13 protein-coding genes and 2 tRNA genes are annotated in these 17,796 nt (G+C 67.2%); 6 read left to right on the top strand and 9 right to left on the bottom strand.

Features of this window, described 5'->3' with window-relative positions:
* The first annotated feature begins 135 nt into the window (after positions 1 to 135).
* From lon to K307_RS32975, 4 genes are all read left to right on the top strand, one after another.
* Entirely contained in the window at positions 136 to 2,547 is a 2,412-nt protein-coding gene (gene lon / locus K307_RS32960) for an endopeptidase La (protein ID WP_042885160.1), read from the top strand.
* Positions 2,548 to 2,738: 191 nt separating this feature from the next.
* A tRNA-Val gene (locus K307_RS32965) sits at positions 2,739 to 2,814 on the top strand.
* 51 nt (positions 2,815 to 2,865) lie between these two features.
* A tRNA-Asp gene (locus K307_RS32970) sits at positions 2,866 to 2,942 on the top strand.
* A gap of 138 nt (positions 2,943 to 3,080) precedes the next feature.
* Positions 3,081 to 5,015, top strand: a complete 1,935-nt coding sequence (locus tag K307_RS32975; protein ID WP_042885161.1) for a SurA N-terminal domain-containing protein — start codon at positions 3,081 to 3,083, stop codon at positions 5,013 to 5,015.
* A 267-nt stretch (positions 5,016 to 5,282) separates the two neighbouring features.
* Here the strand turns inward: K307_RS32975 and K307_RS32980 are convergent, their stop codons facing one another.
* Positions 5,283 to 5,927, bottom strand: coding sequence for an arylesterase (locus K307_RS32980; protein WP_042885162.1), 645 nt, complete (start codon positions 5,925 to 5,927; stop codon positions 5,283 to 5,285).
* On the opposite strand from K307_RS32980, the gene K307_RS32985 reads away from it, so the two are divergent.
* The gene (locus K307_RS32985; RefSeq protein ID WP_042885164.1) at positions 5,926 to 6,624 is read left to right on the top strand and encodes an ABC transporter ATP-binding protein; all 699 of its coding nucleotides are present in this window, start codon (positions 5,926 to 5,928) and stop codon (positions 6,622 to 6,624) included. The two genes, K307_RS32980 and K307_RS32985, sit on opposite strands and share 2 nt — an antisense overlap.
* Before the next feature lie 4 nt (positions 6,625 to 6,628).
* On the opposite strand, the gene pgi is transcribed toward K307_RS32985, so the two are convergent.
* The 8 genes from pgi to K307_RS33025 all read right to left on the bottom strand — a co-directional run bounded on the left by pgi (position 6,629) and on the right by K307_RS33025 (position 16,763).
* Positions 6,629 to 8,272 carry a glucose-6-phosphate isomerase gene (gene pgi, locus K307_RS32990; protein ID WP_042885166.1) on the bottom strand — a complete coding sequence of 548 codons (1,644 nt, stop codon included), beginning with the start codon at positions 8,270 to 8,272 and terminating at the stop codon, positions 6,629 to 6,631.
* Positions 8,273 to 8,408: 136 nt separating this feature from the next.
* Positions 8,409 to 9,374, bottom strand: coding sequence for a DMT family transporter (locus K307_RS32995; protein WP_042885168.1), 966 nt, complete (start codon positions 9,372 to 9,374; stop codon positions 8,409 to 8,411).
* Positions 9,371 to 10,960, bottom strand: coding sequence for a bifunctional ADP-dependent NAD(P)H-hydrate dehydratase/NAD(P)H-hydrate epimerase (locus tag K307_RS33000; protein WP_042885169.1), 1,590 nt, complete (start codon positions 10,958 to 10,960; stop codon positions 9,371 to 9,373). Before K307_RS33000 ends, K307_RS32995 begins: the two co-directional genes overlap by 4 nt.
* 6 nt (positions 10,961 to 10,966) lie before the next feature.
* Positions 10,967 to 12,265, bottom strand: a complete 1,299-nt coding sequence (locus K307_RS33005; protein WP_042885170.1) for a D-amino acid dehydrogenase — start codon at positions 12,263 to 12,265, stop codon at positions 10,967 to 10,969.
* Between the two features lie 72 nt (positions 12,266 to 12,337).
* Positions 12,338 to 13,648, bottom strand: coding sequence for a TRAP transporter large permease (locus K307_RS33010; protein WP_042885171.1), 1,311 nt, complete (start codon positions 13,646 to 13,648; stop codon positions 12,338 to 12,340).
* On the bottom strand, positions 13,648 to 14,199 hold the full coding sequence (locus tag K307_RS33015) for a TRAP transporter small permease subunit (RefSeq protein WP_042885172.1): 552 nt from the start codon (positions 14,197 to 14,199) through the stop codon (positions 13,648 to 13,650). The genes K307_RS33010 and K307_RS33015 overlap by 1 nt, the downstream gene beginning before the upstream one ends.
* A gap of 103 nt (positions 14,200 to 14,302) precedes the next feature.
* A complete protein-coding gene (locus K307_RS33020; protein WP_042885173.1) occupies positions 14,303 to 15,268 on the bottom strand; it encodes a TRAP transporter substrate-binding protein in 966 nt (321 codons plus the stop codon).
* A gap of 130 nt (positions 15,269 to 15,398) precedes the next feature.
* Positions 15,399 to 16,763 carry an amidase gene (locus K307_RS33025; RefSeq protein ID WP_042885174.1) on the bottom strand — a complete coding sequence of 455 codons (1,365 nt, stop codon included), beginning with the start codon at positions 16,761 to 16,763 and terminating at the stop codon, positions 15,399 to 15,401.
* Positions 16,764 to 17,027: 264 nt separating this feature from the next.
* On the opposite strand from K307_RS33025, the gene K307_RS33030 reads away from it, so the two are divergent.
* Positions 17,028 to 17,642 (top strand): winged helix DNA-binding protein, encoded by a 615-nt coding sequence (locus K307_RS33030; protein ID WP_042885175.1) that lies wholly within the window; start codon positions 17,028 to 17,030, stop codon positions 17,640 to 17,642.
* The last annotated feature ends 154 nt before the right edge of the window (positions 17,643 to 17,796 follow it).

The following is a 17,796-nucleotide window of genomic DNA, read 5'->3' on the forward strand; positions in this document are numbered from 1 at the left end:
CGGGTATGCTGTTTCAGAGGGGTCTGCAAGTGCAGGGAGCGGCATCTGCCTGCCTTGGCGAATCGATTGGCACGTATCTTGTAATCGATTCGGGCGGCCCAATTTACGCCTTAATAGACTGACTTGGGGAAAATGATGTCCGGAACACAACTCCTCCCGGCCGAGCCGATTCGCCTGCCACTGTTGCCGCTGCGCGACGTGGTGGTGTTTCCGCACATGGTGATCCCGCTGTTCGTGGGACGCCCGAAGTCCATCAAGGCGCTTGAGACTGCGATGGAGGCGGGCAAGAGCATCATGCTCGTGGCCCAGAAGACGGCGGCCAAGGACGAGCCGACCGCCGACGACCTGTACGAGGTCGGCTGCATCGCCAATATCCTGCAAATGCTGAAGCTGCCCGACGGTACCGTGAAGGTGCTGGTCGAGGGTACGCAGCGCGCAAACATCCGCGAGGTGAGCGAGGACGAATCGCACTTCATGTGCGAAGCCGTGCCCGTGCCGCCCGCACCTGGCGAAAGCGCCGAGACCGAGGCCCTGCGCCGCGCGATCGTGTCGCAGTTCGACCAGTACGTGAAGCTCAACAAGAAGATCCCGCCGGAGATCCTGACCTCGCTGTCGGGCATCGACGAGGCAGGCCGCCTGGCGGATACCATCGCCGCGCACCTGCCGATCAAGCTCGAGCAGAAGCAGAAGATCCTGGAAATGGTCAATGTGACCGAGCGCCTGGAAAGCCTGCTGTCGCAGCTCGAGGGCGAGATCGACATCCTTCAGGTCGAAAAGCGCATCCGTGGCCGCGTCAAGCGCCAGATGGAGAAGAGCCAGCGCGAGTACTACCTGAACGAGCAGGTCAAGGCCATCCAGAAGGAACTGGGCGAGGGCGAAGAAGGCGCGGACCTGGAAGAGCTCGACAAGCGCATCAAGGCTGCGCGCATGCCGAAGGAAGCCAAGAAGAAGGCCGACGCCGAATTCAAGAAGCTCAAGCTGATGTCGCCGATGTCGGCCGAGGCCACCGTCGTGCGCAACTACATCGACACGCTGGTGAACCTGCCGTGGCGCAAGAAGAGCAAGGTCAACAACGACCTGGCCAATGCCGAGCGCGTGCTGGATGAAGACCACTACGGCCTGGAGAAGGTCAAGGAACGCATTCTCGAGTACCTCGCGGTGCAACAGCGCGTGGACAAGGTGAAGGCGCCGATCCTGTGCCTGGTCGGGCCTCCCGGCGTGGGCAAGACCTCGCTCGGCCAGTCGGTGGCGCGCGCGACGAACCGCAAGTTCGTGCGCATGGCGCTGGGTGGCGTGCGTGACGAGGCCGAGATCCGCGGCCACCGCAGGACCTACATCGGCTCGATGCCGGGCAAGATCCTGCAGAGCCTGTCCAAGGTCGGCGTGCGCAATCCGCTCTTCCTGCTCGACGAGATCGACAAGATGGGCATGGATTTCCGCGGCGATCCGTCGTCGGCGCTGCTCGAGGTGCTGGACCCGGAACAGAACCACACGTTCCAGGACCACTACATCGAAGTGGACTTCGACCTGTCCGACGTGATGTTCGTGGCGACGTCGAATTCGCTCAACATCCCGCCGCCGCTGCTCGACCGTATGGAAGTGATCCGCCTGTCGGGTTACACCGAGGACGAGAAGGTCAATATCGCGCAGCGCTACCTGCTGCCCAAGCAGATCAAGAACAACGGTCTGAAGGCAGGCGAGATCGAGGTTGCCGAAAGCGCGATCCGCGACATCATCCGCTACTACACGCGTGAAGCGGGTGTACGTTCGCTGGAACGCGAGGTGTCCAAGATCGCCCGCAAGGTGGTCAAGCTGCTGCTGCTGAAGAAGGAGTCGGGCACGATCAAGGTCGATTCCGAGAACCTGGACAAATTCCTGGGCGTGCGCAAGTACGACTTCGGCCTGGCCGGCAAGGAAAACCAGGTGGGCCAGGTGACCGGTCTGGCGTGGACCGAGGTGGGCGGCGACCTGCTGACCATCGAAGCCGCGATCATGCCGGGCAAGGGCAACATCACGCGCACCGGTTCGCTGGGCGATGTGATGAAGGAGTCGGTCGAGGCCGCACGTTCGGTGGTGCGTTCGCGGGCACGCCGCCTGGGCATCACGGATGAGATGTTCGAGAAGCGCGACATCCACATCCACGTGCCCGAGGGCGCCACGCCCAAGGACGGTCCGTCGGCAGGCGGTGCCATGACCACGGCGCTGGTGTCGGTGCTGACCGGCATCCCGGTGCGCGCGGATGTCGCCATGACCGGCGAGATCACGCTGCGCGGCGAGGTGCTGCCGATCGGCGGCCTGAAGGAAAAGCTGCTGGCGGCCCACCGGGGCGGCATCAAGCTGGTGCTGATCCCGGAGGAAAACGTCAAGGACCTGGCCGAGATCCCCGACAACGTGAAGAACGCCATCGAGATCGTGCCGGTCCGCTGGATCGACAAGGTGCTGGAACTGGCGCTCGAGCGCAAGCCCGAGGCGTTGCCGGATGAAGATGCCAAGCCCGCCGAGGTGGCGGACAAGGCTACGGCCAAGGTCGAGCGTCTGCATCACTGACCTCGGCTTAGCCGCATGAAGGAAACGCCGCAGGGCAGCGATGCCCCGCGGCGTTTTTTTTGCATGCGCAGGTCTTGGCAAACCGAAATCACCTGTATTACACTTGCGCCCTCGCAACGCAAACCACGGCATCTGCCGCGAGGTGCGAAGCGACAAGCAACCTGCAGGCAGCCAGCCTGCGATGGTCGAGCGGGTGCTTAGCTCAGCTGGTAGAGCGGCGCCCTTACAAGGCGTAGGTCGGGGGTTCGAGCCCCTCAGCACCCACCACCGCTCCCCATCGCAAGGCGCGGCAGCACGCTGGCAGGAAGCGCCGACAAAGGAGTGGTAGTTCAGTCGGTTAGAATACCGGCCTGTCACGCCGGGGGTCGCGGGTTCGAGTCCCGTCCACTCCGCCAGTTTTAGAAAGCGCCCGCGTCAGCGGGCGTTTTCATTTGCCCGCCATGTTTGCCGCCCTGCACAAAGGGCGCGCGCCCACCGGCTCCTGCTAGAATCGCGGAGTTTGTCTTTCGTGCCAATCCACTACCCGAATCCGCATGCTTGATTTCGTACGCAACAACCGGCGCCTGATGCTTTTGCTGCTGCTGGTGCTTGTTTTCCCGTCGTTCGTGTTCTTCGGCGTGGAGAGCTACTCGCGCTTCATGGACAGCTCGCATGACGCCGCCAAGGTCGAGGGCCGCGCCATCAGCGTGCAGGAAGTCGACAACGTGGTACGCGACCAGAGCGAGCGCGCACGCCAGATCCTGGGCGCCAGCTATGACCCGCGCCAGTTCGAGGGCCCGGAAGCGCGCAAGGCCGTGCTGGACCAGCTGATCCTGCAGCGCGTGATGGCCAATCAAGTGTCGCGCGAACACCTGACCGTGTCCGACGCCAAGCTGTACGAGGAAATCAACAGCCTGCCGGCGATCGCGCAGCTGCCGCGCAAGGCGGACGGCAAGGTCGACGACAAGGCCTACCTGCAGCTGCTGCAGTCGCAGGGCATGACGCCTGAGCAGTTCGATGCCCGCATGCGCTTCGAGCTGGCCACGCAGCAACTGGGCGCGTCGATCGCCGCCACTGCCTTCGTGCCCAAGTCGCTGCTGGACCGCCTGATCGCCGTGCGCGACCAGCAGCGCGACGTGCAGATGCTGCTGTTCAAGCCGGCCAGCTACACCGCCAAGGTGCAGCCCGACGCGGCCGCGCTGAAGGCTTACTACGACAGCCACAAGGCTGAATTCTCGGTGCCGGAGCAGGCCAAGGTGGAATACCTGGTGCTGTCGGGCGAGGCGCTGGCCGCAGCGCAGACGGTCACGCCGGAAGAGCTCAAGTCGTACTACGAAAGCAATATCGCGCGCTTCCGCACCGATGAGCAGCGCCGCGCCAGCCATATCCTGATCGTGGCACCGAAGGACGCGCCCGCTGCCGAGCGCCAGGCCGCGAAGGACAAGGTCACCAAGCTGCTGGAAGAGCTGCGCAAGCATCCCGAGACCTTTGCCGACGTGGCCAAGAAGCAGTCGCAGGATCCGGGCTCGGCCGATAAGGGCGGCGACCTGGGCTTCATGGGCCACGGCGCGCTGGTCAAGCCGTTCGAGGACGCCATGTACGCGCTCAAGGACGGCCAGATCAGCGACGTGGTGGAAACCGACTACGGCTTCCACATCATCAAGCTGACCGGCATCAAGCCGTCGGAAACCAAGCCGCTCGATGCGGTGCGCCCGGAACTGGAAGCGGAGCTGCGCAAGCAGTTCGCCGACAAGAAGTTTGCCGAGCAAGCCGACGCGTTCGGCAACACCGTCTACGAACAGGCCGACAGCCTGAAGACGGCCGCCGACAAGTTCAAGCTGACCGTCCAGACTGCTGACAACGTGACGCGCCAGCCCAACCCGGCGCTGGGCGCGCAGAACCCGCTCAACAACGAAAAGGTGCTCAAGGCGCTGTTCAGCGACGACGCGATCAAGAACAAACGCAACACCGAGGCGGTCCAGGTCGCGCCCAATACGCTGGTGGCCGCGCGCATCGTCGAATACCGTCCGGCGACCGTGCGCAAGTTCGAAGAAGTCGAGGCCAAGGTGCGCGAAGGCTATATCGCCCAGCAGGCTGCCGAGCAGGCACACAAGGAAGGCGAAGCGCGGCTCGAGGCGCTGAAGAAAGCCGACAGCGCCGCCGGTTTCGGTGCGGTGCAGACCGTCTCGCGCGCCAAGGCCGAAGGCGTTCCGCCCAAGGCCGTGGAAGCGGTGATGCGTGCCGATACGACCAAGCTGCCGGCGGTGGTGGGTGTCGACCTGGGTGGCGAGGGCTATGCGATCTACCGCATCAGCAAGGTCAGCCAGCCGACTCAGGCCAACCCGGCGCAACGCCAGGCCGAAGCGCAGCAGTTGTCGCAGCTGGCCGGCCAGACCGACCTGCAGGCGTTCTATGAAAGCCTGAAGGCGCGCTCGAAGGTGAAGCTGCTGACGCCGGTTGGTAGCTCGCAGGCGCAGGGCGCGGAGTAAGCCTATACGCTGCGTACAGGCAAACTGCTTGCGGCGGTTTGCTCCCCTCTCCCGCTTGCGGGAGAGGGGCCGGGGGAGAGGGCAGGAATGTCAAAGGCTGAGGGCGGTGGGTTAACACCGTTGGCCCGGCTTGATGTGGCTCCTTGCTAGCCCACCCCTCTCCCCAACCCTCTCCCCCTGAGGGGCGAGGGAGAGCACCTTGCTTAGGCTAGTTCGGGCGGCTTTGGGGCACCCAAAACCGTTGGCTTCGCTTCGGCTGTCTGGAAGCTATTTGCTGCGCTTGAGCATCGGCTTGAGCTGCGGCCACACCGTCTCAAGCAGCGCCGGCTGTGCGGCCGCGGTCGGGTGGATGCGGTCCTGCTGGAACCAGTCCTGCCGGGTGATGACCTTGTCGAGGAAGAACGGCACCAGCCGCACCTTGTACTCGCTGGCCAGCTTCGGGTACAGCGAGACGAACTTCTCCGTGTAATCCTGGCCATAGTTGGGCGGGATGCGCATGCCGATCAGCAGCACGCCGGCGCCGGCCTTCTGTGCGGTGGTAACGATATTGCGCAGGTTGGCTTCAGTGGTTGGCAGCGGCAACCCGCGCAATGCGTCGTTGGCGCCGAGCTCCACCACCACGATCGCCGGGCGATGCCGCGACAGCAGCTCGGGCAGCCGCGTCTTGCCGCCGACGGTGGTCTCGCCGCTGATGCTGGCATTGACGACGCTATAATCGAAGCGCTCCTGCCGCAGCCGGTCCTGCAGGAGCGTGACCCAGCCGGTGCCGCGCGTGATGCCGTACTCGGCGGACAGGCTGTCGCCCAGCACCAGCAATGCCGGCGCAGCGGCCTGGGCCGCCCCCGACATCGTCAGTGCCATGCAGCCTGCCAGCAGCAGCCTGCGCCAATTGCCTCGGATCCCTTTATCCATGTCCTCTTCCATTCTCGCCGTCGAGTCTCTCGGAAAGACCGTTGCCGACACGACGGGTTCGCTGACGATTTTGCACGACGTGTCCTTTTCCGTCACGCCGGGCGAAACGCTCGCCATCGTGGGGGCCTCCGGATCGGGCAAGTCGACGCTGCTCGGGCTGCTCGCAGGGCTGGACCTGCCCAGCACCGGCACCGTGCACTTGCAGGGCCAGGACCTGTATGCGCTCGATGAAGATCAGCGCGCGGCGCTGCGCGGTCGCCATGTCGGCTTCGTGTTCCAGTCGTTCCAGCTGGTAGCCCATCTGACCGCGCTGGAAAACGTGATGCTGCCGCTGGAGCTGCGCGGCGAAACGTCGCAGGTACGCGAGCGCGCGGTGGACATGCTGCAGCGCGTGGGCCTGGGCGCGCGGCTCGAGCACTACCCGCGCACGCTGTCGGGCGGCGAGCAGCAGCGCGTGGCGCTGGCGCGGGCGTTCGTGGCGCGCCCGGATATCCTATTTGCCGACGAGCCGACCGGCAGCCTCGATACCGCCACCGGCGAAGCGGTGATCGCGCTGATGTTCGAGCTCAACCGCGATGCCGGCTCCACGCTGGTGCTGGTCACGCACGACCGCTCGGTGGCGGCGCGCTGCGCCCGTATCCTGACCATCGACGCCGGCCGCGTGGCCAGCGACGAATGGATGGGCGCGGAAGTCTGAAACCTCAGCACGCCGCGCCGGCCTTCAGCACGGCGCGGGCGCGGTCGATCAGCGCCGAGGTCGACGCATCGTGCTGGCCGGTGCTGTCGCCGGTCAGCTCGGCCTCGATTGGGCGCGCCAGGATCTTGCCCAGTTCCACGCCCCACTGGTCGAACGAATTGATGTTCCAGACCACGCCCTGCACGAAGGTGCGGTGCTCGTACAGCGCGATCAGCGCGCCCAGCACGTGTGGCGTCAGGTCTTCCATCAGCAGCATATTGCTGGGCCGGTTGCCGTCGAACACCATATGCGCGATGCGCACTTCGTCGGTCAGGCCGGCGGCGCGCAGCTCATCGGCGCTGCGCCCGCGCATCAGCGCCTCGGCCTGCGCGAAGCAGTTGGCCAGCAGCTTGGCATGATGGCCCGGCAGCCGGCGCGGCGGCACCAGCGGCGCGACGAAATCCACCGGCACCACCTGCGAGCCCTGGTGGATCTGCTGGAAGTAGGCATGCTGGCCGTTGGTGCCGGCCGTGCCCCAGACCACCGGCGAGGTATGGGTGCGCACGCGCTGCCCGCCGAGCTGCACCGACTTGCCGTTGCTCTCCATCTCCAGCTGCTGCAGGAACGCGGGAAACAGTTCCAGCGAGGTGGAGTAGGGCGCCATGCAACTGGTCGGCAGATGCCAGAAATTGCGGTACCAGATGCCCAGCATGCCGAGGATCACCGGCATGTTGCGCTCCAGCGGCGCGGTGCGGAAGTGCTCGTCCATCGCGCGCCCGCCCGCCAGCAGGTCGGCAAAGGCATCGAAGCCCACCGCCAGCGTGATCGACAGGCCGACCGAGGACCACAGCGAGAAGCGCCCGCCGATCCAGTCCCAGAACTCGAACATATTGGCCGGGTCGATGCCGAACTCGCGCACTGCGTCGACATTGGTCGAGACCGCGACGAAGTGCTTGGCCAGGTCGCCTTCGGCCACGCCGTTGGCGACGAACCAGGCGCGCGCACTGCGCGCATTGGCCATGGTCTCCAGCGTGGTGAAGGTCTTGGAGCAGACGATTACCAGCGTCTGCTGCGGATCGAGCCGCACCAGCGTCTCGGCGAGGTCGGTGCCGTCCACATTGGAGACGAAGTGCATGCGCGGGCCGGCCTGGCCGTCCGCATCGGACAGGTGCGACAGCGCGCGGCACACCATGCGTGGGCCCAGGTCGGAGCCGCCGATGCCGATATTGATGACATCGGTGATGCGCTGGCCGGTGGCGCCTTTCCAGGCGCCGCTGCGCACACGCTCGGAAAAATCGCGCATGCGCACCAGCACCTCCTGGATCGCCGGCATGACCGGCACGCCGTCGACCTTGTAGCCGGCGCCGGCGGTGGCGCGCAGGGCTACGTGCAGCGCTGCGCGGTCCTCGGTGGTGTTGATGTGTTCGCCGGCGAACATCGCGTCACGGCGACCCGGCACGCCCGCTTCCGCTGCGAGCTGCGTCAGCAGCCGCATGGTCTCGGGCGTAATGCGGTTCTTCGAATAGTCGAGATAAAGCCCGGCGGCTTCCAGCGAGAATTGCGCGACGCGTTGCGCGCCCTCGCCGTCGAACCACTCGCGCATCTGAGCGTCGCGAAGGGTGTCATGGTGCCGCAGCAGGGCGTTCCAGGCGTGAAGGTCGGTAGGCATGCGGGACTAGGAAGTTGCAGGGGCGCGAGTGCACGCGGCGGCGCAGACTCGCAAGTATATCGCCTGCGCCGGGGCACTTTTACCCCTCGGCGTAGGCAACTCGTTATCACTTGCAACATAGCAGCATGCGTGCCCGCTAAGTATCGGACATTGTCTGACGTCGCCGGCCAGCGAGCCGGCTCGCAACAGCGCGCAGCACCGGTTCGCCGCCCGCCACGCACAAGCCACCCAGGCAGATGATGCCGATGCCACCTGCGGTGGTCCAGTCCGGCAACTGGCCGAAGGCCAGGTAGCCGATCACCATGGCCGACACGATCTGCAGATACAGGAAAGGGCTCAGAAACGACGCATCCGCGTACTGAAAGGCACGGATGACGAAATAGTGCCCGAGTGACCCCGTGATCCCCGCCGACACCAGCAGCGCACATTGCAGCGGCGTAGGCCAGGCGCTGAACCAGAAGAACGGCACGATCAGCGTGGTCAGGCAGGCGCCGGTTACGCCGCTCTGGATCAGCGTGGTCATGGGCGCGTCATAGGCTGCGATGCGCCGCGTCAGCATCTGCAACAGCGCGAACACCAGCGCCGATACCAGCCCAAGGCCGACGCCGAGCGGGCTCAGCTGGCCACCGGGACGCACCACCACCAGCATGCCGGCAAAGCCAACCACCACGCCGGTCCAGCGCATCCAGCGCGCATGGCGACCTGGGCGCTCACCGAGCAGCCACGGCGACAGCGCCACCACGAACAGCGGCGCGCAGAAGTTCAGCGCGGTGGCCTGCGCCAGCGGCATCAGCATCAGTACGCTGAAGAACACCAGCGTCGATACCAGCATCAGCCCGCCGCGCAGCCATTGCAGGCCCGGTTTCGCCGGACGCCACTGGCGGCGCCAGCCGGCCGGGCCGAGCAGCAGGAAGATCGCGACCACATGGCCGACATAGCGCACCCACGCCACCCCCACCAGCGGCAGCCCCTGCTGCGTCAGCGTCTTGCTGGTGGCATCGAGCAGGCTAAGGACCCATTGGCCGATTACCAGCAGCGCGATGCCGGTAAGCAGGTTGCGGCGGTCGGCGGGATCACGCAGCAGCAGCGCGCCGCGCGTCATGCGCCGGTCCCGGCCAGCAAGCGGTTAAAGACCGATCGCGCCGGCGCATACAGCTCGCTTGCCGTGACGCCTGCTGGGCCAATGCCTTGCGCAACCAGCTCGTCGGCGGCACGGCCGTGGATCCATACCGCCGCCTGCGCGGCGGCCAGCGGCGGCATGCCCTGTGCCAGCAGCGCGCCCAGCATGCCGGCCAGCACGTCGCCGGTGCCGGCGCTGGCAAGCGCCGCATTGCCGGTCGGGTTCAGCGTGCAGACGCCGCCGTTCGGCGCCGCGATCACCGTGCCCGATCCCTTCAGTACGACCACGGCCTGCCACTGCGTAGCCAGCGCGGCGGCAGCAGCGGGCCGGTCGCGCTGGACCTCGGCAACGGGGGCGCCCATCAGGCGTGCGGCCTCCAGCGGGTGCGGCGTCATCACGCACGGTGCGCCGGCGGCGGCGAGCGCGCCCGCCAGCGCCGGATCGGCGGCCAGCAGGTTCAGCGCATCGGCATCGAGCACCAGCGGCACTGGCGCGCCTTGCAGCAGGCGCGCGAATTGCCGGTGCGCGTGGGCGTCCGTGCCCATGCCCGGGCCGATCACCAGCGCAGATATCGAGGACAGCGGCAATCCGTCCACCGGATGCAGCATCAGCTCCGGGTGCTGCGAGTCGACGAGCGGCGCGGGCTGCGCCAGGAAGCCGATATGCACCTTGCCCGCACCCAGGTACTGCGCGGCCCTGGCGCCCAGCAGCGGCGCACCGGTCATGCCAAGGTTGCCGCCGATGATGGCCAGCGAGCCATGTGTGCCCTTGTTGCTGGCATGGTGGCGCCGCGGCAGCGCGGCATCGAACAGGGCCGGGCCGTTGACCATGGCGTCCGGCGCCTCGGCCGGCGGGTAGTCGAGCCCGATCGGTGCAATATCCACCGCGCCGGCGCAGTCGCGTCCTTCCAGTGTCAGCAGGCCGGGCTTGGCGGCGATAAAGCTCAACGTGCGTTGCGCGCGGATGGCGGGCACGCCGGCGCCGGTGTCGGCGAACAGGCCGCTCGGGATATCGAGCGCGAACACCGGCAGCGCGCTGCGGTTGATCTGCCCGATCCACCACGCCATGGCGCCGCCGGCCGGCCGGTTCAGGCCGATGCCGAGTAGGCCGTCAACAATCGCGGCCGTGTCCGCGGGCCAGTCAACGTCCTGCGAGGTGTCCATGGTCGCCACCACGCGCACCGGTACGCCGGCGGCGCGGACTTGTTGCCAGGCGATCGCGGCATCGGCGGGCAGGCGGTCCGGCTCGGCGGCCAGCCACACCTGCACCGCGCGGCCTGCGCCGTGCAACTGCGTGGCAGCCACCAGCGCATCGCCGCCGTTGTTGCCGGGGCCGGCCACGAACAGCAGCGAGCCGGCCGACGCGTGGTGTGCCAGCCAGCGGGCGGCCGTGGCGCCGGCGCGCGACATCAGCGTGAAGGCGGGCAGCTGCGCCAGTGCGGCTTGCTCGATGCGGCGGATGGCGGCGACGTCGTAGAGGGGAACGGGCGAGGGTGACGCGGCGTCAAGCGCAAACCAGCCGTCGCCATTGGCTAGCGGCGAGGCATTGGAGGAGTCAGGGAGGCTCATGGGTGGCTATCTGGCAGGCCCGAGCCCGTAGCGATCCGGCAGCAGGCCTTCCATGTCGATGTCTGGGCCGTCGCAGGCAGTGGCGCTGGCGGCGATCTGGTCAGCCGCAATCTTGCCCGATCCGCAGCTCATCGCCCAGCCCGTCGAGCCATGGCCCAGGTTAAGGAAAAGTCCGGGCACGGAGGTGGGCCCGATCAGCGGCGGACCATCCGGCAGCATCGGCCGCGCGCCGGCCCATTGCGTGGCTTCCTGGTAGTTGCCGGCCACCGGGAACCAGTCGCGCGCCACCTTGATCAGCGTGCGCAGTGCGGCGGGCCGCAAGTCCAGCTTGCGCGAGCCCAGCTCGGCCGTGCCCGCCACGCGCATGCGGTTGCCCATGCGCGTGATCGCGATCTTGTACGACTCGTCCATCAGCGCGCCCAGCGGCGCCTGCAGTTCGTCGCGGATCATGAACGTGACGGAGTAGCCCTTGACCGGATACAACGGCACGCGCAGGCCCAGCGGACCCAGCAGCGCGGTGCTGTCGGCGCCGGCGGCGACCAGTACGCGCTCGGCGCTCAGCACCGGTGCAGCACCGTTCTTGCTCTCTTGCGACAGCTCGACCTGCAGCTTGCCGTCCCTGTCGGGGCGGATGCGCGTCACCTGCGTGTCGAAGCGGAAGGAAACGCCGGCAGTCTCGGCATGCCGGTGCAGCGCGCGCACGAACATCGGGCAATTGCCCGACTCGTCCTCCGGCAGGTGCAGCCCGCCGGCCAGCGGCGTATCGGCGGCCAGGCCCGGTTCGATCCGGCGGCATGCCTGCGCGCTCACCAGCTGGTGCGGGACATTGTTCTCGCGCAGCAGCGCCACGGCGGGCGCGGCCAGGTCCAGGTCGCGCGCGGTGCGGAACAGCTGCAGGTAGCCCTGCAACTGCTCGTAGTCGATCTCCAGTTCGCTGCGCAGCCGGTGCAGGCAGTCGCGGCTGTAGAAGGCCAGGCGCTGCATGCGCAGCTTGTTGGCGCGGTAGCGCTCCAGCTTGCATTCGCGCAGCCAGCGCGCGATCCAGCGCCACATGGCTGGGTCGGCGGAAGGGCGGAACACTACCGGCGCCTCGCGGGCGAAGAGCGTGCGCAGGACCTTGCCGGGCATGCCCGGCGCGGCCCATGGCGTGACATACCCGGGCGCGATCATGCCGGCATTGCCGAAGCTGGACTCCTGCGCGGGCGCAGCGCGCCGTTCGAGCACGGTCACGTCGAAGCCGGCCTGCCGCAGGTACCAGGCGGAACACATGCCGATCGCGCCGGCACCGATGACGATCACATGCATCTGGCGGGTTGCCTCCACGTTGCCGCCGCGGCCACAGTCGGACGGACTGCGGGCCGGGCGGCCCGCCCTATGCTATTTGACTTCCTGCTGCATGACAATGTCCGGCAGCCACGTGACCACCGTCGGCCAGATCGTGATGATGGCGATGGCCACCACCATCATCATGAAAAAGGGCAGCGATACCCGGGCAATGTAGTTGCTGTCCTTGCCGGTCATGCTCTGCAACACGAACAGGTTGAAGCCCACCGGTGGCGTCACCTCGGCGATCTCCACCAGCAGCACGATAAAGATGCCGAACCAGACCAGGTCGAAGCCGGCCGCCTGCACCATCGGCAGCACCGTCGCCGTGGTCAGCGCGATCATCGAGATGCCGTCCAGCGCGGTGCCGAGCACGATGTAGATCACCGTCAGCACCGCGATCAGCGCCCACGGCGACAGATGCAGCGCCGCCACCCATTCCGCCAGCGCGCGCGGAATGCCGGTAAAGCTCATGGTCACCGACAGGAACGAGGTCGCGCCCAGCACGAACATGATCATCGCGGTCAGCCGCGTGGCCGACATCAGGCTTTCCCAGAACGCCGCGCGCGTGAGCGAGCCGCCCGCCCAGGCCAGCCCCAGCGACGCCACCACGCCGTAGGCGGCGGCCTCGGTGGCAGTGGCGTAGCCGGTGACCATGACCCAGGCGATAAAGGCGATCAGCACGATGCACGGCAGCAGCTGCCGCACCGACGCCAGCCGCGCGCGCCAGCCGAAGTGGTCGGATGCCGGGGTCTTGTCCGGGTTGGCCAGCGCCCAGACCACGATATAGCCCGAGAACAGCGCCATCAGCAGCAGCCCCGGAATAAAGCCTGCCAGGAATACGCGGATGATCGACACATCCGCCGAGACCGCGTACACCACCATCGTGATCGACGGCGGGATCAGGATGCCCAGCGTGCCCGCGCAGGACAGCGAGCCCAGCGTGACGCGCTCGTCGTAGCCCCGGCGCGTGAGTTCCGGCAGCGCCGACTTCGCAATCGTCGCGCAGGTGGCCGCCGACGACCCCGACACCGAGCCGAAGATGCCGCAGCCCAGGATGTTGACGTGCATCAGCCGCCCGGGCAGCCAGTTCAGCCACGGCGAGAGGCCGCTGAACATCTGCTCGCTCAGCTTGGTGCGGAACAGGATCTCGCCCATCCAGACAAAGAGCGGCAGCGATGCCAGCGTGTACGAGGCGCTCGACGACCACCACGCATTGGCCAGGCTCACCAGCGCCTCGCGGTCGGAGAACACCACCAGGCCGACCCAGGAGGTGACCGCGATGGCCACCGGGATCCATGTGCCGATGGCGAGGAAGACGATCAGCACCACCAGCAGGACCAGCGCAACCAATACCGTGCTCATCAGATCGTCTCCCCGAAATCGCCGGCGGCGAGCTTGGCTTCCTGCGCCAGCTGGTAGCGCGGCTTATGCCGGCGCACCACGCGCAGCCATTCGTCGGCAACCGCCAGCAGGAAGCCGATGCAGCCCAGCACCGCGAAACTCTGCGGAATCCACAGTGGAATCACGATCTGGCCCTGCGAGACGTCGCCGATCTCCCAGCTCTGCCAGGCGAAGTTGCCCAGCGCCCAGGCCGCATAGGCGGCGAACATCAGGCACACGGAGAGCGACAGCACCTCCAGTGCCCAGCGCCGGCGCGGGCCGACCGCTTCCAGCAGCATCTCCACACGCACGATGCCGCCGTGCTGGAAGGTCTGGCCAAGGATCAGGAAGGCCGAGGCGGCGCACAGCCAGGCCACGAAATCGTCGCCGCCCTTGAACGTCACCGCGGTTTCGCGCGACAGCGACATCAGCACCATGATCACGCAGACGGTGAGGATGCACAGCGCGGCGAGCGTGGCGAAGAGGTCGAGCAGGCGGTCAAGCCAGCGCTTGGGGAGGGGGGGAGTTGGCATGATGGGGGGCGGTAGGAGAGGCAGGATGCGTGAAACAACGTCATTCCCGCCTGCGCGGAAATGACGATTGCCTTGTACATGAGCAACGCTCGCGGCAGCGGCCTTACTTCCGGTACGCGTCCAGAATGGCCTTGCCATCCTCGCCCGCGCCCTTGGCCCAGTCATCCACCATGACCTTGCCTACCTTCTGCATGTCCGCCTTGAGCTGCGGCGAAGGCGGCTGCACCGTCATGCCGTTGCGCGACAGGGTGGCCAGGTACTCCTTGGTCTTCTGCTCCGACACCTGCCAGCCGCGCTTTTCGGCGTCGGCCACGGCCTTGAGCAGCGCATCCTGGGTCGGCTTGTCCAGCGCCGCAAAGGCCTTCTTGCTGACCACCAGCATGTTCTTGGGCAGCCATGCGTCGACGGTGTAGAAGTACTTCACGCTTTCCCAGACCTTGGTGTCGACCCCGGTCGCGCCCGACGACATGAAGGAGTTGACCGTGCCCGTGGCCAGCGCCTGCGCCAGGTCGGCGGCCTGGATGGTCACCGGCTGCGCGCTCACCAGTTCGGCGATGCGCGAGGTGGCCGGGTTGTAGGCGCGCCATTTCAGGCCCTTCATGTCCGCGGCCGAATTGATCGGCTTGCTGGCGTAGATGCCCTGCGGCGGCCAGGCCACCGCGTACAGCAGCTTCAGGCCCTGCTTGTCGAGCACCTTCTCGGTGACCGGGCGCGACGCCTGCCACAGCTTGTAGGCATCGGTATAGCTGGTGGCCAGGAACGGCACCGCATCGACGCCGAACACCGGGTTCTCGTTGGCCAGCAGGGACATCAGGATCTCGCCCATCTGCACCTGGCCGGTCTGCACGCCGCGCTTGATCTCGTTGGCCTTGAGCAGCGACCCGTTGGGATGCAGCACGATCTTGAGCTTGCCGCCGGTGGCCTTGTCCACGTCGCTGGCCATCTGATGCAGGTTCTCGGTGTGCAGGTTGCTGACCGGGTAACCGGTCGGCAGGTCCCACTTGGTATCCGCCTGTACCGTCATGGCGGCCAACGCCAGGCCGGCCGCAACGATTGCCTTGACTCGCATCTCGATCTCTCCTGGTGTGCGCGCGGGGGCGCGGTTGTACAGCTTGTTGCGTACTACCTGGTGCCGCCTGCAGGTCCGACTGCAGGCAGCGCAAGATCAACGGCGCGGATTGCTGAGCGACAGGCTCGGCTCAGTCGTCGCGCTGTGACGGTTGCACGATGCGCTCCAACGCAAGGGCCGTGCCCAGCAGGTCGGCATCGCGCATCGGGCCGTGCGACAGCATCAGCCCCACCGGCAGCTCGTCCGGCGCGTGGCAGGGCAGCGAGATCGAGCAGCCGTCGAAGAAATTGAATGCCGAGGTGTTGCGCAACAGCAGGGCATTGACGCGGAAGAACTGCGCATCATCGGTGCGCAGCGGCGCGATCTCTGGCGCCACCATCGGCACGGTCGGGCAGACCACGGCATCGAAGCGGGCCAGGCGTGCCTCCATGCGGGCGATCCAGTCGAGTCGGGCGCGGCCCAGGTCGATATAGTCGGCGGCGCTGATATTGGCCCCGCGGTCGATGCGCGAGGCCACGCGCGGGTCGTACAGCTCGCGCCGGGTGGCCAGCATACGGCGGTGGATGGCGTAGGCCTCGGCCGAGCTGAAGCCGCCTTGCGCGTTCAGGCCGGCCAGTTCGCCGAGTTCCGGCAGGTCGACGTGCTCGAGTTGCACGCCGGCTGCCGACAGGCGGCCCAGCGCACGGTCGAAGGCGCGCGCGACCACCGGGTCGAGGTCGTCCAGCAAGTACTGGCGCGGGATCGCCAGCCGCATGGCGGTGGGGCTGGTGACACGCGGTATCACGGCGCTGTCCGCGATCACGCTGTCGACGGCGACGCAGTCGCCGACCGTGCGCGCCATCGCGCAGGCGGTGTCGAGCGTATAGGACAGCGGGAAGGCGCCGGTCAGCGGCACGCGCCGCGCGGTCGGCTTGAAGCCGGTGATACCGCACAGCGCGGCGGGGATGCGGATCGAGCCGCCGGTGTCGCTGCCGAGCGCGGCGACGGCCAGGCCCAGCGCCACCGATACCGCGGCGCCGGACGACGAGCCGCCGGGAATGCGCGCCACCCCGTCGGCGCCGGCCGGGTTGACCGGCGTGCCGAAGTGGGGATTGATGCCGACGCCCGAGAACGCGAACTCGGTCATATTGGTGCGCCCGACGATGGCCGCGCCCGCCTGGCGCAGCCGCGCGACCACGGTGGCGTCCGCCGCGGCGGGTTGGGCGTCCTGGCGCGCCACCGATGCCGCGCGGGTGACCTCGCCGGCGATGTCGTACAAATCCTTCACCGAGACCGGCAGGCCCGCCAGCGGGTGCAGCGGCTTGCCGGCGCGGCTGGCGGCATCGGCGGCGCGCGCGACCTGCGCCGCGGCCTCGAAGGTGCTGTGCAGGAACACGGCTTCCGCGGCCGGGCCGGCCGCCGCCGCAGCCGCCTGCTCGATGATCTGCGCACGGCTGGTGGCGCCCTCGCGCAGGCGGGTGTTCAGGGTGTCGAGGTCGGGGAGCATCTCTGGCATGGGCGCAAGAACTGGTGAGAGGGCGGGGCGGCAGCGCCGTTGCGGACGGTGCCTGCCGGCACGGGGTGCACGGGGAGGGCGGGGATGCGCATGCGCCGGGCAAGCCGTGCCCGGCGTTCCTCCTCATGCTTTACCTGTATTTATTAGGTGTTCATGCTCATAATTCGCCAATAAACTGTCAAGCTAAAATTGCCGGGTCGTGCTCGGGGCTTATACCTAGCACCCGCTAGCGCCCGCGCCATCCCATCGAAAGGAGTCTTCCGCATGGCACGCAAGCCAGTCGAGACCGGCCACGCCGCCGCCGTGGCGGATGCTGTGACCGATTCAGTGCCCGACCAGCCGGCGGCAAAACCGGCGCCCGCGCTGTCGCGCGCGGCCGGCACCAATATCGTGTCGTCGTCCCACCTGGTGTCGGTGCGCAGCCCCGAACTGTCCGAGTTCGAGTTCGGACTGAATACCGCCTACAACGCCTATAGCCGCTGGGTGGTGCGCTGCATGGGCGCCGCCGGGGTTCGCGACCTGACCTTCCTGGACGTGCTGGTGCTGCACCACGTCAACCACCGCGGCCGGCCCAAGCGGCTGGCCGATATCTGTTTCGTGCTGAATGTGGAGGACACCCACCTGGTGACCTATGCGCTGAAGAAGCTGCAGGGGCTGGGGCTGGTGGCCGGGGAGCGGGTTGGCAAGGAAGCGACTTACTCGACCACGCCGGCCGGCACCGAGGCGTGCTCGCGCTACCGCGAGATCCGCGAGCAATGCCTGACCAGCAATTTCACCGAGGGCAGCGACGAGAACGTCGAGATCGGCGAACTGGCCCGCCTGCTGCGGGTGCTGACCGGGCTGTATGAGCAGGCCGCCCGCTCGGCCACGTCACTCTGAGCCATAATTGGCCGGATGTGACGCATAGGCATTATCACGAATTGCCGTAACACGGCGCTGCGATGTTGTCGCAGTGCAAAATCCGGGGCCCGGCAAGGTACAATAGCGGTTTCCCGCCAGCCGGCACCCCATGCAGCGGTGCCGGTCAAGCTGC

It is taken from the genome of Cupriavidus necator A5-1, assembly GCF_000744095.1.
Lineage (GTDB): Bacteria > Pseudomonadota > Gammaproteobacteria > Burkholderiales > Burkholderiaceae > Cupriavidus > Cupriavidus necator_A.

What these genes read in the sequence shown, in the direction of transcription:
- K307_RS32995 (WP_042885168.1), bottom strand. Translation starts at nt 9,374, where the DNA reads ATGACGCGCGGCGCGCTGCTGCTGCGTGATCCCGCCGACCGCCGCAAC.
- K307_RS33020 (WP_042885173.1), bottom strand. Translation starts at nt 15,268, where the DNA reads ATGCGAGTCAAGGCAATCGTTGCGGCCGGCCTGGCGTTGGCCGCCATG.
- K307_RS32980 (WP_042885162.1), bottom strand. Translation starts at nt 5,927, where the DNA reads ATGGATAAAGGGATCCGAGGCAATTGGCGCAGGCTGCTGCTGGCAGGC.
- K307_RS32985 (WP_042885164.1), top strand. Translation starts at nt 5,926, where the DNA reads ATGTCCTCTTCCATTCTCGCCGTCGAGTCTCTCGGAAAGACCGTTGCC.
- K307_RS33025 (WP_042885174.1), bottom strand. Translation starts at nt 16,763, where the DNA reads ATGCCAGAGATGCTCCCCGACCTCGACACCCTGAACACCCGCCTGCGC.
- K307_RS33015 (WP_042885172.1), bottom strand. Translation starts at nt 14,199, where the DNA reads ATGCCAACTCCCCCCCTCCCCAAGCGCTGGCTTGACCGCCTGCTCGAC.
- K307_RS32975 (WP_042885161.1), top strand. Translation starts at nt 3,081, where the DNA reads ATGCTTGATTTCGTACGCAACAACCGGCGCCTGATGCTTTTGCTGCTG.
- K307_RS33010 (WP_042885171.1), bottom strand. Translation starts at nt 13,648, where the DNA reads ATGAGCACGGTATTGGTTGCGCTGGTCCTGCTGGTGGTGCTGATCGTC.
- pgi (WP_042885166.1), bottom strand. Translation starts at nt 8,272, where the DNA reads ATGCCTACCGACCTTCACGCCTGGAACGCCCTGCTGCGGCACCATGAC.
- lon (WP_042885160.1), top strand. Translation starts at nt 136, where the DNA reads ATGTCCGGAACACAACTCCTCCCGGCCGAGCCGATTCGCCTGCCACTG.
- K307_RS33005 (WP_042885170.1), bottom strand. Translation starts at nt 12,265, where the DNA reads ATGCATGTGATCGTCATCGGTGCCGGCGCGATCGGCATGTGTTCCGCC.
- K307_RS33030 (WP_042885175.1), top strand. Translation starts at nt 17,028, where the DNA reads ATGGCACGCAAGCCAGTCGAGACCGGCCACGCCGCCGCCGTGGCGGAT.
- K307_RS33000 (WP_042885169.1), bottom strand. Translation starts at nt 10,960, where the DNA reads ATGAGCCTCCCTGACTCCTCCAATGCCTCGCCGCTAGCCAATGGCGAC.